Annotated in this window: 10 protein-coding genes and 2 pseudogenes; 6 read left to right on the forward strand and 6 right to left on the reverse strand. The window is 71.1% G+C overall.

Annotated features, from left to right (window positions below):
- Nucleotides 1–100: 100 nt before the first annotated feature.
- From ACIRBY_RS28535 to ACIRBY_RS28545, 3 genes and pseudogenes are all read right to left on the reverse strand, one after another.
- The gene (locus tag ACIRBY_RS28535; RefSeq protein ID WP_403905696.1) at nt 101–5,404 is read right to left on the reverse strand and encodes a sacsin N-terminal ATP-binding-like domain-containing protein; all 5,304 of its coding nucleotides are present in this window, start codon (nt 5,402–5,404) and stop codon (nt 101–103) included.
- A gap of 723 nt (nt 5,405–6,127) precedes the next feature.
- Nucleotides 6,128–6,319: pseudogene (locus ACIRBY_RS28540) on the reverse strand (CorA family divalent cation transporter); the annotation flags it as partial.
- A gap of 219 nt (nt 6,320–6,538) precedes the next feature.
- The gene (locus tag ACIRBY_RS28545; protein WP_403905699.1) at nt 6,539–7,660 is read right to left on the reverse strand and encodes a hypothetical protein; all 1,122 of its coding nucleotides are present in this window, start codon (nt 7,658–7,660) and stop codon (nt 6,539–6,541) included.
- Nucleotides 7,661–7,732: 72 nt separating this feature from the next.
- On the opposite strand from ACIRBY_RS28545, the gene ACIRBY_RS28550 reads away from it, so the two are divergent.
- From ACIRBY_RS28550 to ACIRBY_RS28570, 5 genes and pseudogenes are all read left to right on the forward strand, one after another.
- Nucleotides 7,733–8,047, forward strand: a complete 315-nt coding sequence (locus ACIRBY_RS28550; RefSeq protein WP_403905702.1) for a hypothetical protein — start codon at nt 7,733–7,735, stop codon at nt 8,045–8,047.
- Between the two features lie 33 nt (nt 8,048–8,080).
- A pseudogene (locus ACIRBY_RS28555) lies at nt 8,081–8,665 on the forward strand (MerR family transcriptional regulator); the annotation flags it as partial.
- Between the two features lie 160 nt (nt 8,666–8,825).
- Nucleotides 8,826–9,257 carry an HIT family protein gene (locus ACIRBY_RS28560; protein ID WP_403905705.1) on the forward strand — a complete coding sequence of 144 codons (432 nt, stop codon included), beginning with the start codon at nt 8,826–8,828 and terminating at the stop codon, nt 9,255–9,257.
- A gap of 406 nt (nt 9,258–9,663) precedes the next feature.
- On the forward strand, nt 9,664–10,725 hold the full coding sequence (locus ACIRBY_RS28565) for a glycine betaine/L-proline ABC transporter ATP-binding protein (RefSeq protein ID WP_403905708.1): 1,062 nt from the start codon (nt 9,664–9,666) through the stop codon (nt 10,723–10,725).
- Nucleotides 10,725–12,521, forward strand: a complete 1,797-nt coding sequence (locus ACIRBY_RS28570; protein WP_403905711.1) for an ABC transporter permease/substrate binding protein — start codon at nt 10,725–10,727, stop codon at nt 12,519–12,521. The genes ACIRBY_RS28565 and ACIRBY_RS28570 overlap by 1 nt, the downstream gene beginning before the upstream one ends.
- A gap of 187 nt (nt 12,522–12,708) precedes the next feature.
- On the opposite strand, the gene ACIRBY_RS28575 is transcribed toward ACIRBY_RS28570, so the two are convergent.
- The gene (locus ACIRBY_RS28575) at nt 12,709–13,242 is read right to left on the reverse strand and encodes a MarR family winged helix-turn-helix transcriptional regulator (RefSeq protein WP_403905713.1); all 534 of its coding nucleotides are present in this window, start codon (nt 13,240–13,242) and stop codon (nt 12,709–12,711) included.
- A gap of 157 nt (nt 13,243–13,399) precedes the next feature.
- Between ACIRBY_RS28575 and ACIRBY_RS28580 the strand changes: the two genes are divergently transcribed.
- Nucleotides 13,400–14,461, forward strand: coding sequence for an alkene reductase (locus tag ACIRBY_RS28580; RefSeq protein ID WP_403905715.1), 1,062 nt, complete (start codon nt 13,400–13,402; stop codon nt 14,459–14,461).
- Nucleotides 14,462–14,668: 207 nt separating this feature from the next.
- Here the strand turns inward: ACIRBY_RS28580 and ACIRBY_RS28585 are convergent, their stop codons facing one another.
- Nucleotides 14,669–15,034 (reverse strand): hypothetical protein, encoded by a 366-nt coding sequence (locus ACIRBY_RS28585; protein WP_403905717.1) that lies wholly within the window; start codon nt 15,032–15,034, stop codon nt 14,669–14,671.
- 312 nt (nt 15,035–15,346) lie between these two features.
- Entirely contained in the window at nt 15,347–16,408 is a 1,062-nt protein-coding gene (locus ACIRBY_RS28590; protein ID WP_403905719.1) for an MBL fold metallo-hydrolase, read from the reverse strand.
- Nucleotides 16,409–16,484 lie beyond the last annotated feature (76 nt).

A 16,484-nucleotide genomic window follows, 5' to 3' on the forward strand; every position in this document is an offset into this window, starting at 1 on the left:
GTACCGCCTATTTCTGTTGTGTTCTGCAGCCATGAGTTGAGGAAGGACACCTATTTATCGACGACGGTCGGGGACGGCCAGGTGATCCACAGGCAACGGCCTACCCCCGTCCCAGCGGGGAGCACTGGTAGCGCAGGCCTCGGCTCACGATCCTGAATCGGTCACGCCCCTGTGCGGAGAAGGGATTCGGCAGTTCAAAGACCCTGCGGTCCTCGGGGGCGAGGGCGGAGGTGATCAGCAGGATGCGGTAGCGACTTCCGCGTGCGTAGCGGCGGGCCGTTTCCACCTCGGAGGGACCGAGCTCGAACTCCACCCGATCGGAGCTCGGTTCGCTCAGAGCCTTCACCTCGAAGAACCGGGTGGTGTCGCGCCACCCGACTTCGAAGTCGTAGCCGAGGGCGTCGGACGCGTCACCGTCGCCGTTGACGACCGTGGCGTATCCGGATGTCCAGCGCACGTCGGCGTACCGGCGCTGGAGCCATGCGCGGGCCGCCACTTCTCCCACGAGGCCGATGGCCGATCGCTGGTCTTCGTTGGTCTGGTTCATCTTCGCCACGACGATGCGCGGCTTGCGGGAACCCTGGCCGGTGCGCGGCCGGGGCACGTCGACCACGGTGTCCAGGCGTACCCTGCCACTCTGCGCGAGGAAGGTTTCGCCGATCGTCCTCGCCGCGAGGTCCGCGATGGCGGAGAGTTGATCGCGCCCTACGGTGACCTCGTCATGCCCGATGGTGATCGTGCGCGGCGGAGTGCTGCTGGGACCGCCAGAGCCTTGGGCTCGCTTCGTCGTGTGCGCCAGATGCGCGTGGTTCAGGCCCAATCGGGCGAGCTCCGTGGTCTTCGGCATGTCGTCAGGCCAGCCGACCGCGCGTTGTACAGCGTCGAGCAGCTGTTCTTCGATCAGCTCGACCAGGTCGCTCAGTCCGGTTCTGTCGATGCAGTTCTTAGACTCCATCAGTATGGCGCCGTGCCAGCCGGCAGGAGCCTCGACACCTTGCTGATGGCACCACGCGTGGACGAGGGGGATCAGGCGCTCCACGAGAGCGGAGATCGCGGCGGCATTGAGCTCGCGAAGCAGGCTGACGGGCTGGAGGAGCCCTGGCCTGCCCAAGTCGTCGTCGGCGTCGTGCTTGCGCAGCCATTCCTGTGCCCTGGCGCGCATCACCTCCAGTGGTGGAGTCATGTACAGGTCGAGCCAGTCCGGGTCCGGCAGGAGGCTGTGGAGCCCGCGGGCCGCCACGTAGGGAGAGAAATCGCCACCCTCCTCGGCCACGACTGCGTAGTGCTCGCGCAGCCGGTCGATAAGCACGTCGGCGTGGGCGCGTACGAAGTCACCGAAAGCCTGTTCGTGGCGGTCGGGGTAGGTGTATGGGGAGTATCCGGGGCCGAGTGTGGCGAGTGCGGCGTTGAACTGCCGGAAGTCGAGGAGCAGTTCGTCGCGGAGTTCGGCAGGTGTGGTCGACGTCCGGGCGAGGGACACGAGGTCGTCCGAGAGGACGGGCAGGTCCGGTGCGTACCGCTCGATGATCGCTCGGAGTTCGGACTCGTTCGCGGCACGAGCCAACAGGTGCTCCGCCTCCTCGTCCCAGCCGGCGGCGGTGACGCAGGCCAGGACAGGACGGATCAGCCGTACGGCGTCCTGGACGTCGCCGGTGAGGTGGCGTCTGATCTCGGTGACCTTCGCCTTGGTCGTGTCCAGGGCATGGGCGAGGGCGCCATCGTCGATCTGGTCGGGCAGGTGGCCGTCGAAGTGCCGATCCAGTTTCACCAGGACAAGTTCGAGTGCGTCCTGTAGCCAGGGGCGGCCGAGGAGTTGAGCGATGGCCGGCGTCGCCGCCTGGAGCTCGTCCCAGCCCCCGGTGCTCCTCCAGACCACCACGGTGGGGTGGTCGTCGTCGGGCAGTGGAAGCGCCCGGGTGGTCGACGGAGGTTCGGTCGGTGTACCCGCAATGGCGATCTCCACGTCCTCGGCCTGTACGACGCGGATGGTGCGCAGCCGCTCAAGTGCGGCGCGTACGCCGCGTTCGCTGCGCCGTACGAACGCTCCGGACTTCAGTTCCATGGCGAGTGCGACGACGGCGACCAGCCATTCCTTGCGTTCGACGAGTAGGGCAGCCTCTGCGGCGGGGGTGATCGGGGCGCCTTCGCTGTGCCGGACCTGAACGTGGGTGGCAGACGTGCGCTTCACCCTGAGCCCGTTCTCTTCGGCCATCTGGACGATGGCCCCACCGCACTCTGCCGGGGCGACGAGGAGGGGGTGACCAGCTAGCTCAATGAGGGCCTCCTTCAGCGGGTCCTCCTGGTCGCGGACGTAGAGCGTGGCTCCGTCGACGGAGGTGGAGGAGGAAGTTAGGGTGCCGAGCGCGTTGGTGCGGCTGACGGCCAGCCGGAGCTCCTCTCCGGGCACCCAGGGCCAGGTTCCCGTCTGCGCGACATGCGACCAGGCCCGCTCGTAGTGCCGCTTGAAAGAGACACTGAGGTATTCGGGGACCTCGCCGTTGCCAAGCACGTCCCCGAGCTGACGCACGGCCGCCCCTGCGTGCTGCGGATCGTCCCATCTACGCAGGCCGAGCTGCAGGAGGCGGTCGCCGACCGCCTTGTCGGCGAGGAGCCGCCGAATTGACAAGGGCAGTGCGGGGATGAAAGCGGGCAGTTCGCCGTCGGTACTGAACCACGCCTGACGGGGAGCTACGAAGACGGGACCGTCCGGGTATTCGGCTGGGAGCCACTCCAGGCCCCGGAGGAACGAGGCGAGTGGAGTCGGCCATACGTTTTCGTCCTTGAAGGGGTATGTGGGCCTGTGCACGACAAAGGTGAACAGCTCCCGACCCCAGGTGCGGAGTCCGTGGATCAGCAGTTCCGCGAACTCACGCCGTGCGGGATCGGTCAGCGCGGCAACCTCGCTTCCGCCCGCGAGATGGGCAGGTGCCCGCGTGAATTCGTACGGCGTCCACGGGTGGGCAAACTTGGTCCAGCATGTCCGGACGTCGGCGGTCCAGACGGCGGCGAGGCGGTCCTCCAGTCCGAAGCGCACCGCGAGGCTCAGGGGACCCAGGTCGTTGCCGTAGCTGGGCCTGATCCGCTCGCCTACACGGGTTGGCCGAAGGCCGTCGCACACGCCCAGGGCTTTGAGGAACTCGACCCAGCCAGTCCTGTCCTGGACGGCAACGGGCCAATCGTCCGGCTCGCTTATCCACCAGTCCCTCTGAGAGGCCAGTGCAGGTACCCGAGTCCCTCCTTCGTTGAGGAAGCGGTCCAACTTCAGTGCCCCCTCGGTGCCCCAAGCGGGTGAGAAGGAGCATCGCACCGCCTTGTCCCAGGCTTTGGTGGCCAGCGGGACCCGGAACGGAATGCGGCGCAGCCGCCTTCGCTGGGCCTCGGTGAGCACCGGGTACTGCCGGAAGGCAAAGGCGAGGATATCGCGGCTGAGTGCCTCGGAAGGCCGTTCGGACAGCAGGTCCTGCAACGCGTCGAAGACCCGGTCCGGCTCGTAGGGGCGCACGAGCCGGTGGCGCTGAAAGAAGTCGCGTCCCTGGATGTCCCAGGCGATTGCCGGGTGGGTGAAGGCGATGCGACGCCGCAGCGCCTTGAGGTCGCTGGGGACCTGGGCGGCGGAGTCGACGCCAGCCGTGTCGGGGTAGAAGAAGACGATCCCGCCCTTCTGCGGCGACTCGGTCGCGCCGCCGAGGGTGCTTCTCAGCCGCATGTTCTGATCGAGGATGATGCGGCGTCCTCGCAGCGCTTCCGGATCCCTGGCGAAGGCGACGGCGATGTCGCTGTAGAAATCGCCCCATAGGGGGCCGTCGGTCATCTCGTCATCGCGCGGCAGCGTCGTGGCCACGCGTTCGACCCATTCGGCCGTCAGCTGTGCCGGTGCGCGGAGCGGTGTGGACAAGAGTGTCCTGCACAGCTTGTCGAGTCGCGCGTGGCGGACGGGACCGACGGAGGCGGCGAGTAGGGGCGCCCCTGCCTCGGCGAGCGCGTCGGCGGTCAGTACACGCCAGGAGCGCTTTCCTTCCGGCCAGGCAGAGGAGTCCCGTAGGGAACTCCAGGTCTCCCGACCGTGCAGCGGGACGACCGGTTCGGTGCCGAGGTTTCCGTCCATGGCCGCGTTCAGCCGGTGTGGCGCGTCCCAGCTGACGAGGTCGACGACGAGGTCGGCGGCCACGAGGTGCGGCGCCTCGCAGCGAATCCGGCGCATCAGTTCCACCGTCAGGGCCGCGACCTGTGCGAGGAGGTGGTCGTTGAGGGCCACCGACTCGCTGATGTCGAGCCGTGCCAGTTTGGTGAAGAAGGGGGCGTGGACGTGACCGGGGAAGGGGGACCGGACGTCGGTGGCCATGGGGAGGAAGGTGTACATGCGGCCGTACGGAAGCTGAGTGTCCAGCCTGAGGGCAACCGCCACCCAGGCTTCGGCGTTCCAGTTTTCCCAGGCCGAGTCGATCTGCCGGGCTCGTACGCTGCGGCTGACCGCCTTGCGCAGGGAATCGGCCTCCAGGGAACGGCGCGCCAGCAGGTAACGGCCGGCGTCGGCGAGGTCGACCTCCGTGACCCAGTCCGTGTCGCGGGTCGTGACGAGATCCGAGGCGCGCTCGGTACGAGACAAGACCCGCGTGAACGCGTCCGGGGAGTCGTCGCGCACCTCCACGAGCAGTGCGGACACCCGGTCGAGGAAGAGCAGGAGCGGTGCCTCGCCGTTCACCATGTCGCTCATCTGCGCCACGGCGAGTCCCCAGGCGTGCTTGTCTCGCAACGGCAGCCGAACGACGGTCGAGAACCCCGCCGCGGCCAGCTCCTTGAGCAGGGGGTCCGTGGCGTCGGCGGGTACGGGCAGTGCGAGAGGAGAGATGTCCTCGATCGCCCTAGACGCGAGGGCCGGATCGTCCACCAAGGTGTGGACGTCCTCGGGGCGCGCGAACCGGAAGCAGTAGCCGTCGAAGACCAGGGAGTCAGAGGAGGCCTTCGAGTAGATCTCCGGCCAGTCCGTCAGCTGAAGCACACTGCGGAAACCGAGCCCCTTGTTGCCGATGCCCTCGCCCGCTGTCTTGCTCGACAGAGCCACCTCAGTGATGGCGCGGAAGTTCGTCTCGCCGAAGGCCGCGCCTTCGTTGGCGACATAAAGGACGCCGCCGGTCTTCTCGGAGACCGCGAGGACGGAGATGCGCCCCGGACGGTCGCCATCGAGTGCGTCGTGCCCGTTCTGGACGAGTTCGAGCACAGTGCGCCCCTCGTACTCTTGGGCAGTGTCCTCGCTGACGGACTTCAGGCTTTCGGCGAACCGCCACTCCTCGCCAGCGTTTTGGTAGATCTCGATCCGCCGTCGGGTAAGTGCGATCACGATGTCTCGGAAGTCGCTGCCCGCGGTGTCATGCGTCGATGTGATGGCGGTTCCCCTCGTTCCCACAGGCGCATCCGTTGCGTGTACCTGACCGGCGCCGAATCCGGTGGTGACATCAAACCGGATCGTGGATCACATCATCCGAGGATTCCGCATTCTGGCCTGCGGGTCGGATGCATCCGCGCACAGGTTGACTATTGCTGGTGGGGCTGGGGGCGGCAGTCCCTTCGCCGACAGCGACGGGGTGTAGGTGTAGTCGGCTTCGATGTGGCGGCATTTGGGCTGGGCATGGCGGAGTGGTGGGGATGGGGCGTCGTCCTTCCGCGGACGAGGGCGGCTCAGTGGAGGCTGTGGTCGTCGGGGACTGTGTGGACAGATGCGTGCCATACATGGTTGACGGGCGTGTGCGTTCGGTGAGGAGGCCCATGGGTTGCCCCATGAACTGGTTGAGGCGGTCGACGTGCTCAAGTCGCCGCCGGATCGTGGCTGCGGTGATCGAAGGGGTGAACAGGTGAGGGGTGGAGTGTCCCCCTCGCGGTGGCCGTTCGGGGTGCGCGAGCAAGCGGGTGGCTCCCCTACGTGCGAAAGGAAGGGGAGTGAAGCCATACCAGGGTGGAGGGCCCCGGTCGCCTGGACCCAAGAGGCGCGGCAGGTCTTGAGCAGCAGGTGGAGGGTGGAAAGGCTGCTCCTCAGGGACGCGCGTTCTCCCCAGATTCTCCCCAGGGCCTCGAAGGCAATGCTTCGTGATCTTCGCTGCTGTGAATTTGATCAATGGCCCCGATCTTGAATCTACAGCCAGTCTCGCCGCTTGAAGATGACGTACAAGCTCGTGCAGACCACTGCCATCAGCAGGATCGCGAAGGGGTAGCCGGCCGCCCAGTGCAACTCCGGCATGGTTTCGAAGTTCATGCCGTAGATGGTTCCCACCAACGTGGGTGCAAACAAGATGGCGGCCCACGACGAGATCTTCTTGATCTCACGTTGCTCGGCGCCTTCAATGCTGTCGGTCGACCGCCTTTGTGCTGTAGGTGGAGCGATCCGAAGTCGTGGGTGTTGACGTTGTGGATCGCATCGTGGACCCGGTCCGGGCTGGTGAGTGTGAACGGGGCGATCGGCCCCGGCCATGTCCTGGGCGCCCCGCGCCGGTGTACACGGCAGGAGACCTGCCGGTCGCGCCACCGGACCGCCGAAACGGCAGCCCTAGAAGATGCCGGCCGGTGTGTTGCGTGTGAGGTTGTTGGCGATCTCCCGGAGCCATGGGGTCCGGACGGCGGGTAGGCGGGCCAGGGTGTTCAGGAAGGTTCCCGAGTCGACTCGGAACGGGTGGTGGCAGCGCGGCGGGAGGGCCGGATAGTCGTCGGGGAGCATGCCCGCGGGTATCCGGCTCGTTGTCGTGGTGGTGGTCGGGTCCGGCTCAGGGAAAGCCAGTGACCGCCACACGCCGAACGGCAGCGGGACCCGGTATGCGGACGTGGCCGGGGCGTCGGGGGTCCAGGTCTGCCCGCTCTGCGGATGGGTGGGTACGAGAAGGATGCCCGCAGTCGTGTCGGGGGCCGGCAGGCCGGGGCCGGCGAGCACGGCCTGTCGGGCCGGCGGGCCCGCGGGCAGTAGGGCGTCGAGGGCGTCTTGGAACACTTCGGCGGTCAGGCCGTCCGGGACGGATACCGGCTGCCCGTCCGAGGCCACGAGGAGGTGGGCGAGGGCCCGGCCCGCCGCCGCTTCCCACGCGGGGCTCCACGACGACCACCACTTGACCGTCCCGGGCCCGCAGCCCCAAGGGTCGATGGACTCGAACGGGGGAGTGGCCTCCCGCGCCTCCATCAGCTCCGGCCAGGTGAGCGGCGGCGCTTCACCGCCACCGGCGGGGACGCGGCGCACGGCGACGGGGTCGAGCCACACCGCCTGCCAGAGCGAGCAGTCGTCGATCCGGGTCGCCACGGGCCGGCCGCAGGCCGCGCACCCCATGTTCGGGCCGCCCGCCCCGTCGAGGCCGCAGCAGGAACTGCTGCCACGGTTCTCCGGGATCAGGACGGTGCCGTGGGCCTCGCCGGGTGCGATGACGACCGCGCCGGGCGCGTTGTCGGAGAGCGCGTGGACGGGCGCGTAGATGCCGCGCGCCTGCGCCTCGCCCGGATCGATCTCCGCCCATCTCCTCCAGGGCGGTCCCCAGGGCTCCGGCTCCACGGCGAAGGTGCCGGGGTCCATCAGTACCGGGAGCTGGGCTCCGTTGCCGTACCGCTGGTGGGCGTGGACCGGCAGGGCGACGTGGGACAGCGGGGCGGTCAGGTCGGCGTCGCACCCTGCGCATACAAAAACGAACAAACGTCCTCCGTCCGGGAAACGTCGGCATCATCGCATGACCGGGCACGGCCGCCCCGCGTGTACGGTCGGCGAATGAGTGCCACTCCCCAGCCGGCTCCGGATGAGATCGAAGACCGTTTCGCTGCGCTCGTCGAGGGCCGGCTCACGCGGGACGAGGTGGACCGCTGGGCCGCGCGGTGGGTGGCACAGGACGAGCTGGACTGGGACGACCTCTCCTGGTGGGCACTGAACCTGCTGCACGGAATCGACCTTCCAGCGGGTCCGGGCGGCGGCTTCCTGCACGACGACGAGCAGGTGCGGCTCTGGCTCGCCGAGTTGAGGAGACGTCGGGCGGGAGTGCGAGACCGGCCCCGAGCCGGGGCGGGTGCCGCGCCGAGCCGGTCGTGAACAGGGCCGGAGAGGCCGGCCCGGTGAGGCGATATCGCGGCGGTGGCCCGGGTGTCGGGAGCGACCGCCCGCACCCTGCGCCACTACGACGAGATCGGCCTCCTGCGCCGGCACGCATCGGAGCCCATGGCCACCGCCACCACCGACGGCGCCAGCTGTCGCTCCTGCAGCAGATCCTCGTCCCGCGGGCGCTCGGCCTGGGGCTGGAGGACATCGGGCGGGTCCTGGCCGAGCAGCTCGACGAGGTGGAGGCGCTGCGCGCCCACCACCGGCGGCTGCTCGCCGAACGGGACCGGCTCGACGCCCCTGGCCGCCACCGTCCCCCGCACCGTCGCCGAACTGGAGCAGTCCAGGAAGGACGGCACGCCCATGACCGTCAACCGCCCCGAGAACCTCGTCGACGGCGTCGGGCCCGACCAGTACCAGGACAGCCTGCGCGGCTTCCCCGAGCACGCCGAACGGGTTGCCGACCGCGTCGCCGCCATGAGCCCGCAGGACATCGAGGCGGGACAGCGCGAGCCTACCGATGGGATGATCCGGCTCGCCGGGCTCATGACCATCGGCCACCCCGCCGACGGCGAGCCGGTGCAGAGCGAGATCGACGCCCAGTACCGGGCGGCATCGCGCCGGGCATCGGAGCCGTCCGGCGCGGAGACCGTTCCCCAACCGCCGGTCGGCGGAGGCCTCTCCGGCGTTCGTACCCCGCATAGGGTCGCGACGTCCCCGCGTCAGTGACCCCTCGCGTGAGAGGTCGCCGGGATGTGGGAGTGTCGTGTGCATGTCGTTCTGTACGTTCTGCCGGCTCATCCGCGAAGACCGTGCGCGCTGGGTGGCCCGTGGGCCCCGGGCCTGCGCGTTCACTCCGCTCGACCCTCTTGCTCCGGGGCACACCCTGGTGGTGCCGACGGCCCACTTCGCCGACCTCTTCGACACGCCGGCCGAGGTACTGGCCGAGACGACGGCGCTCGTCCGACGGGTGGCCGAGGCGATGCGCTCCGAGCTGGGCGCGACCGGCGTGAACGTCCTGAACGCCAGCGGCCCGGGCTCGGAGCAGTCGGTGCGCCACCTGCACTTCCACGTCGTCCCGCGGTGGCCACAGGACGGCATCTCCACGTGGCCGTCCGGCCGGTCGCTGCACCGGTTCGCCGGTGGTGATCCCGCCGCGCGGCTCGCCGAGGCACTGGCCACGGAGGAGAACCCGGAGAGCTGAGTCCGAGACCGGAGCCCGACACGGCTCCGGCGCGGACTTCACGGAGCGGCCGCGGAGGCCGGCGGGGTCCCGGTGTGTCCGGGGACGGGGGCCGGCGGCGTCCCGGTGTGTCCGGGGACAGGGGCCGGGAGGCTGCGCCCCTCGGCGTTCCCGCGTCCCGGTCCGCCGCGGCACCCGCCGCCCGGAGCGGCGTCCCGTCGAAACGGGCCGGGAGCGTGAGGTGGCTCACCTTCGCGTTTGCTGCGGTGAATGCCGGGCAGGCGGGCGCTGGAGCGGAACTCCGCGCTCCGGCTCTTCGGGCCGGCGCGGGGCGCGCACGGGCCGATCCCGTCCCGCTCCACGGCTCGCCGCCCCCCGGTCCTCCGGAAGGCGGCGAGTCGTTTCAGGTACGACCCGTGAGGTGTATGTGTCCACGCTCCAGACCGAGCACGTGTACAAGGTGTTCGGCAGGAACCCCGACGACTCGGCGTCCGCGGTCCGCGCGCTCGAAGGCGGCGCCGACCGCGAGGCGCTGCGCGCCGACGGCACGACGGCCGCCGTGATCGACGTCTCGTTCAGAGTGGAACCGGGTCAGATCTTCGTCGTCATGGGCCTGTCGGGATCCGGCAAGTCCACCCTGCTGCGCATGCTCAACGGGCTCCTCGAGCCCACCTCCGGGCGCGTCCTCTTCGACGGCGAGGACCTCACCGCCCTCGACCCGCGCGAGCTGCGCCGCGTCCGCTCCACCAAGATCAGCATGGTCTTCCAGCACTTCGCGCTGTTCCCGCACCGCAACGTCCTGGAGAACGCCGGCTACGGACTGGAGGTCCAGGGCGTCCCCCGGGCCGAGCGCGAGCGCAGGGCCGCCGAGGCCCTGGAGCTGTGCGGGCTCGGCGGCTGGGAGAATTCCTGGCCCGACGAGCTGTCCGGCGGGATGCAGCAGCGCGTGGGGCTGGCCCGCGCGCTGGCCACGGACGCCGACCTCCTCCTCATGGACGAGTCCTTCAGCGCCCTCGACCCCTTGATCCGCCGCGACATGCAGGACCAGCTCCTCGAACTCCAGCGCACCCTGAAGAAGACCATCGTCTTCATCACCCACGACCTCAACGAGGCGATGCGCCTGGGCGACGGCATCGCCGTCATGCGCGACGGCCGCGTCGTCCAGCAGGGCACCGCCGAGGACATCCTCACCCGCCCCGCCGACGACTACGTCGCCTCCTTCATCCAGGACGTCGACCGCTCGCGCGTCCTCACCGCCGACGCCGTCATGGCGCCGGCCCCCGCCGGCGCCGACCTGTGCGGCTGCCCCACCGTGAGCGCCGACACCCCGCTCGCCGACGTGTGCGCCGTCAGCGTCCGCGTCCCCCACCCGGTCGCCGTCACCGCAGCGGACGGCTCCGTCGTCGGCTCCGTCCCGCAGGGCCGCCTCGTCGGCTTCATCGGCGACGAGCGGCGTCCCCCGGTGCGCTGCACGGAGGTGGCCGCCTGATGCCCCGCCTGCACCTCGGAGCCTGGGCCGACAGCGGCGTCGACTTCCTCCAGCGCCACCTCTCCTGGCTCTTCGACGCCATCGGCTCCCTCGTCACCGGCCTCGACGACGGCATCGAAGCGGTGCTGTCCGCACCCGCCCCGCTGCTGTTCGCGGGGATCCTGGCCGTCGTCGCCTGGTGGCTGCGCGGCCTGCTCGCCGGTCTGCTCGCTTTCGCCGGTCTGGCGCTCGTGGACTCCCTCGGACTGTGGTCCGAAGCCATGTCCACGCTGTCCCTGGTCCTGGTCGCGACCCTCATCACCCTGGTGATCGCCGTCCCGCTCGGCGTCCTGGCCGCGCGCTCCGACCGGGTCAGCGCGCTCCTGCGCCCGGCCCTGGACTTCATGCAGACCATGCCGGCCATGGTCTACCTGATCCCCGGCGTCATCTTCTTCGGCGTGGGTGTCGTCCCCGGCATCATCGCCACGATCGTCTTCTCGCTGCCGCCCGGTGTCCGGATGACCGAGCTCGGCATCCGCCAGGTCGACGGCGAACTCGTCGAGGCCGCCGAGGCCTTCGGTACCACCCCGCGCGACATCCTGCTCCGCCTCCAGCTGCCGCTGGCCCTGCCCACGATCATGGCCGGCGTCAACCAGGTCATCATGCTGGGCCTGTCCATGGTCGTCATCGCCGGCATGGTGGGCGGCGGCGGGCTCGGCGGTGCCGTCTACCGGGCCATCGGCAACGTCGACATCGGCCTCGGCTTCGAAGCGGGCCTGTCCATCGTGATCCTGGCCATGTACCTCGACCGGATGACCGGCGCCCTGGGCCGCCAGGTCTCCCCGCTCGGCCGCCGCGCCCTGGCCAAGGCCCGGTCCGCCGCGGGCGGTGCGGCCCGGCTCTGGAGCCACCGCCCCCAGCCCGCCCACGCCGTGACCGGGGTCGTCGTCCTCGCCCTGGCCGCCGGCGCCCTCCACACCTTCGCCGGATCCGGGCAGGCCCAGGCCGGCCCGGCCGGGGCCGCGAACACCGGCAAGGGCCGCACCGTCTCCCTCGGCTACATCCCCTGGGACGAGGGCATCGCCTCCACCTTCCTCTGGAAGGAACTCCTGGAACAGCGCGGCTTCAAGGTCGACGCCCGCCAGCTGGAGGCCGGAGCGCTCTACACCGGCCTCGCCGGCGGCGGCATCGACTTCCAGACCGACTCCTGGCTGCCCGTCACCCACGCCCAGTACTGGCAGAAGTACGGGAACAAGCTGGAGGACCTCGGCTCCTGGTACGGCCCGACCTCCCTGGAGCTGTCCGTCCCCTCGTACGTGAAGGACGTGCGCTCCCTCGCCGACCTCAAGGGCAAGTCCGACCGGTTCAAGGGCAGGATCATCGGCATCGAGCCGAGCGCCGGCGAGATGTCGATCCTCAAGGACAAGGTCCTCAAGGAGTACGGCCTGGACGGCGAGTACCAGGTCGTCGACGGTTCGACCCCGGGCATGCTGGCCGAGCTGAAGCGGGCCTACGAGAAGAAGGAGCCCGTCGCCGTCGTGCTGTGGTCCCCGCACTGGGCGTACTCCTCCTACGAGCTGACCAAGCTCCAGGACCCCGAGGGCGCTTGGGGCAAGGGCGACGGCATCCACACGCTCGCCCGCAAGGGCTTCGCCGAGGACGAGCCCGAGGTGGCGCGCTGGCTGCGCGACTTCAAGCTCACCGAGGAGCAGCTCACCGGGCTGGAGGCGAAGATCCAGCAGACCGGCAAGGGCAAGGAGCAGCAGGCGGTCCGCGCCTGGCTGAAGGAGAACCCCGACGCCGTGAAGCTCTCCTGACGTCCGGCTGACGTCCGACCGGCATCCGGCCCCCGCAGACCGCTCCGACGGCGGCCGGTGCGCCGAGGGCGCCGCACGCGGGAACCCGTACGGGACCCGGGCGTGCGGCGCCCTCGCACGTACGGGCCGCCGCCGGACGCCGCCGCCCCGGCGCCTCGGCACCCCCGGCGGCTCGGCCCCCGGCGGCTCAGCGGCCCGCGGCCTCCGCCCGGCACTGCGGGTCGGCGGCCGCCCGGGTGCACAGGGATCCCTCGACCTTCTCCAGCAGCCGCAGCAGCTCGGCGCCCTCGGCGTCGTCGAGTCCGGCCAGGGTCTGGCGTTCCAGCTCCGCCCAGGCCTCCCGGACCTGCTGGAGCAGCTCGCGGCTGCTCTCCGTCGCCTCGACCAGGGAGGCCCGGCGGTCGGCCGGGTCGGGGCCCCGGCGTACGTGCCCCGCCTGTTCGAGGCGCTGGAGCATCTTCGTCACGGTGGACGGATCCAGGCCCATGCTCTTGATCAGCTCCGACTGGCGCACGGGCCCGTTGTCCCACAGGTGCATCATCACGAACTCCTGCCCCGGATGCAGGCCCAGGTCCCGCAGCAGCCGCCCGGCGGCGATGCGGTGCAGCCGGGCCACCCGGCTCACGGCGTGGCTGACCGGCCCGTCCCGTACCGCGCTCGGCGGACCCGGACAGGCCTGCGCCGCCGTGCCGCCCCGCTCCTGCGTGACGTGCGTCGTCATCGTTCGGCTCCTCGTCCCGTCGTCGGCCGTTCGCGTTCCGGGCTCCAGCATCTCCCACGCACCCTGGTCGGATTTTACCTTGGCCGACCAATGAATGGGTGTATGGTGAGCGTCGAGGTCAATCATTGGCCGACCAAATAATCTTGTGAGGGTAGACATGACCAGCGCATTCGAGTCGATCGGCCTCGGCGGCACCGAGCTCGCCAACCGCATCGCCATGGCCCCGATGACCCGCAGCCGGGCGGCCGCGGGCGGAGTCCCCACCGAGCTCATGGCCGAGTACTACGCCCAGCGCGCCTCGGCCGGGCTCGTCATCTCCGAGGGGATCCAGCCCTCGGTCGTCGGCCAGGGGTACCCGTTCACCCCCGGCCTGCACAGCGCCGAGCAGGTCGCGGGCTGGCGCCGGGTCACCGACGCCGTGCACGCCGCCGGCGGCCGGATCTTCGCGCAGCTGATGCACACCGGCCGGATCGGCCACCCGTCCCTGCTGCCGGAGGGTCTCGTGCCGGTCGGCGCCTCTCCCGTCGCCGCCACGGGCCGGGTGTTCACCGCCGACGGCCCCCAGGACTTCGTCACCCCGCGCGAGCTGACCGCAGCCGAGGTGCGCGAGACCGTCGCCGACTACGCGACCGCCGCCCGCAACGCCATCGAGGCCGGCTTCGACGGCGTCGAGCTGCACGGCGCCAACGGCTACCTGATCCACCAGTTCCTGGCCCCCGGCAGCAACCGGCGCACGGACGAGTGGGGCGGCACCGTCGAGAACCGCATCCGCTTCGCCGTCGAGGCCGTCAAGGCCGTCGCCGCCGAGATCGGCGCCGACCGCACCGCACTGCGCGTCTCGCCCGGCAACCGGTTCAACGACATCGACGAGCCCGACCCGCGCCCCGCGTACGAGGCCCTGGTCAAGGAGCTCGACCAGCTCGGCCTGGCATACCTGCACGTCATGGAGCCCGCCGGCACCCGCGAGATCACCCTGGCCCTGCGCGCGCAGTTCTCCGGCCGGCTGGTCCTCAACCCGGCCACCGAGGGCCCCACCGACCACCGCGCCCTCGACCTGATCGACCAGGGCGTCGCCGACGTCGTCGCCTTCGGCAGCCTCTTCATCGCCAACCCCGACCTCCCGGCCCGGCTGCGCGCCGAGGGCCCGTACAACACCCCGGACACGGCCACGTTCTACGGCGGCGACGCCCGCGGCTACACCGACTACCCCGCGCTGTAGCACGGCGCGGGCGGCACCGCCCGGGGGCCGGGGGAGCTCCTGACGGCCCGGCCCGGCCGCCCCGAGGGACACGGGAGGGCCCCACCGCCGCACGGTGGGGCCCTCGTGCCGCTCGTACCCGTACCCGTACCCCCGGGCGGGCCCGGTCGCGGTCGTCGGGAACGGGCCGCGGCCCACGCCGGCGCGGGCGGATCCGCCGTCAGGGGGTCAGGACGGCAGCCAGCCCGGCCACCACGGCGGCACGTTGTCCGGGCCGCACAGCCCGGACTCCCCGCGGTAGCCCGCCAGCGTGCCCTGGGCGGCGAAGTACCAGACGACCACCACCGCCAGGACCAGCACCACCGCCGCCACGCCCACCGCCGGGCTCACGCGCCCGGCGAGCAGCCAGACCAGGGCGGCGAGCACCGCGCAGCCCGGGACGAGCATCAGGACCATCTCGAGGAGCAGCTCGAACCGGCCGCCCGCCTCCCAGCCCGCGTCGCAGTAGGCCCGGGCGTTGGAGGCCAGAAGGTACGCCAGGAAACCGGCGAGGGCGCCGCCCAGCGCCGCCACCGCCACGGTCCACAGGCGCACCCGCTTCCCGGCCGCCGGGGCCGGCGGCTGAAGGGGTGGCGGGGGAACCGGCGGCCCGAATCCGAGCGGTGGCGCGCTCCGCGGGGGTGCGGCCTGCGGTGGCCCGGAGGGAGTTCCGGACGCAGCCCCGGGCGGAGTTCCGGGAGGAAGATCATTTCTTGTCACATCCGGTCGTGACGCACCCGCCGTCCGCCGCGGTTCCACGGACCGCTCCCCGATCTCCCGCAGCGGGTCCGGCAGTTCGGCCCGCCGCGTCCCCGGTGCCCCGGACGGCCCGGACCGCACGGCGGCCCACGGCCCCCGCCCGACCGTTCAGCTGCGCTCCACCGAGCCCGTCCGCGTGCCGGCCCCGCGGTGCGGCCAGGGCGCGGACGCGTCGGCGGGGTCCGGGTGGAAGCCCAGGCCGTGGAGTTGGTTGACCGCCATCATGGCGGTGAACACGGCGTTCGGGTTGGCGCCCCCGATGCCGAGGTCGGCGACGCTCCTCGCGTACGCCGCGGCGAAGGCGCGCGGCTCGACCCGGCGGGTTCCGCGGGTGACGTCCAGGGCCGCCCGCTGGAGGGCGACGGCCTGCGCCAGGAGCCCGTCGAGGTGCGCCACGGCCTCCGCGCCGCGGCGCACCGCGAAGGTGTGCCCGTCGGTCAGCAGCGCGGCCCCGCCTTCCTCGAACAGCCGCGCGACCGTACCCAGTACGGTCTGGATCTTCAGCTGGTCGGCGTCGGCCATCGCCCCGCACGCGCCGTTGTCCTCGTCGGACAGGTGGAGCACGCCGGAGTCGCGCAGGTGCACGATCACGTGCCCGGCGCAGTGGCCCTGGCTGCGCAGCACCCGCACCGCGCCGTCCGCGAAGGTCCAGCCGGAGAAGCGGAGCGAGCCGATGCGGATGTGTTCCGGCGGCAGCTCCTCGTACGTACGGGTCGACGCGCCGAACGGCCGCATCGGCTCGAACAGGGACAGCAGCCTCCGCGCCGCCCGCTCGGGCGGCGCGCCCGGCTCGGTGAACGGGGCGATCCGCTCGAAGGCCCGTGCCCAGTAGGCGACCGGGTCGCGCATCTGGTCCAGTTCGCGGGCCGGGACGTAGTGCTCGGCCGGGACGCCGAGCTCGTCCACGAGGTCGTTGTTGCCGATGTGGTCGGGGTGTCCGTGCGTGGTCAGGAGCAGCGCCCGGGACCAGGGTCCGACCCGGCGGGCCGCGTCCCGCAGGGCCGTGCGGAAGGGTTCGGTGACCCCGGTGTCGACGAGTACGACGGTGTCCCCCGCCCGGTGCACGAGCGCGTTGCCCACGTCCGGCCGGCCGTGCTCCACGTCGAGTTCCCGCCCCGCGACCAGCACGGTGCGGTCGTCGAGGTCGATCAGGTCACCGAGCGCGGTCATGGACCCTCCCGCGGTTCCGTCCGTCCGGGCCGATCCCCGGCCGCCCTGGGCCCCCTGCCGGCGAGCGTACGCCGCA

The organism is Streptomyces sp. NPDC096136 (genome assembly GCF_044763325.1).
Classification (GTDB): Bacteria; Actinomycetota; Actinomycetes; order Streptomycetales; family Streptomycetaceae; genus Streptomyces.

Coding starts and splice junctions, on each gene's coding strand:
- ACIRBY_RS28550 (WP_403905702.1), top strand. CDS start 7,733: ATGAGTGCCACTCCCCAGCCGGCTCCGGATGAGATCGAAGACCGTTTC.
- ACIRBY_RS28560 (WP_403905705.1), top strand. CDS start 8,826: ATGTCGTTCTGTACGTTCTGCCGGCTCATCCGCGAAGACCGTGCGCGC.
- ACIRBY_RS28570 (WP_403905711.1), top strand. CDS start 10,725: ATGCCCCGCCTGCACCTCGGAGCCTGGGCCGACAGCGGCGTCGACTTC.
- ACIRBY_RS28575 (WP_403905713.1), bottom strand. CDS start 13,242: ATGACGACGCACGTCACGCAGGAGCGGGGCGGCACGGCGGCGCAGGCC.
- ACIRBY_RS28580 (WP_403905715.1), top strand. CDS start 13,400: ATGACCAGCGCATTCGAGTCGATCGGCCTCGGCGGCACCGAGCTCGCC.
- ACIRBY_RS28590 (WP_403905719.1), bottom strand. CDS start 16,408: ATGACCGCGCTCGGTGACCTGATCGACCTCGACGACCGCACCGTGCTG.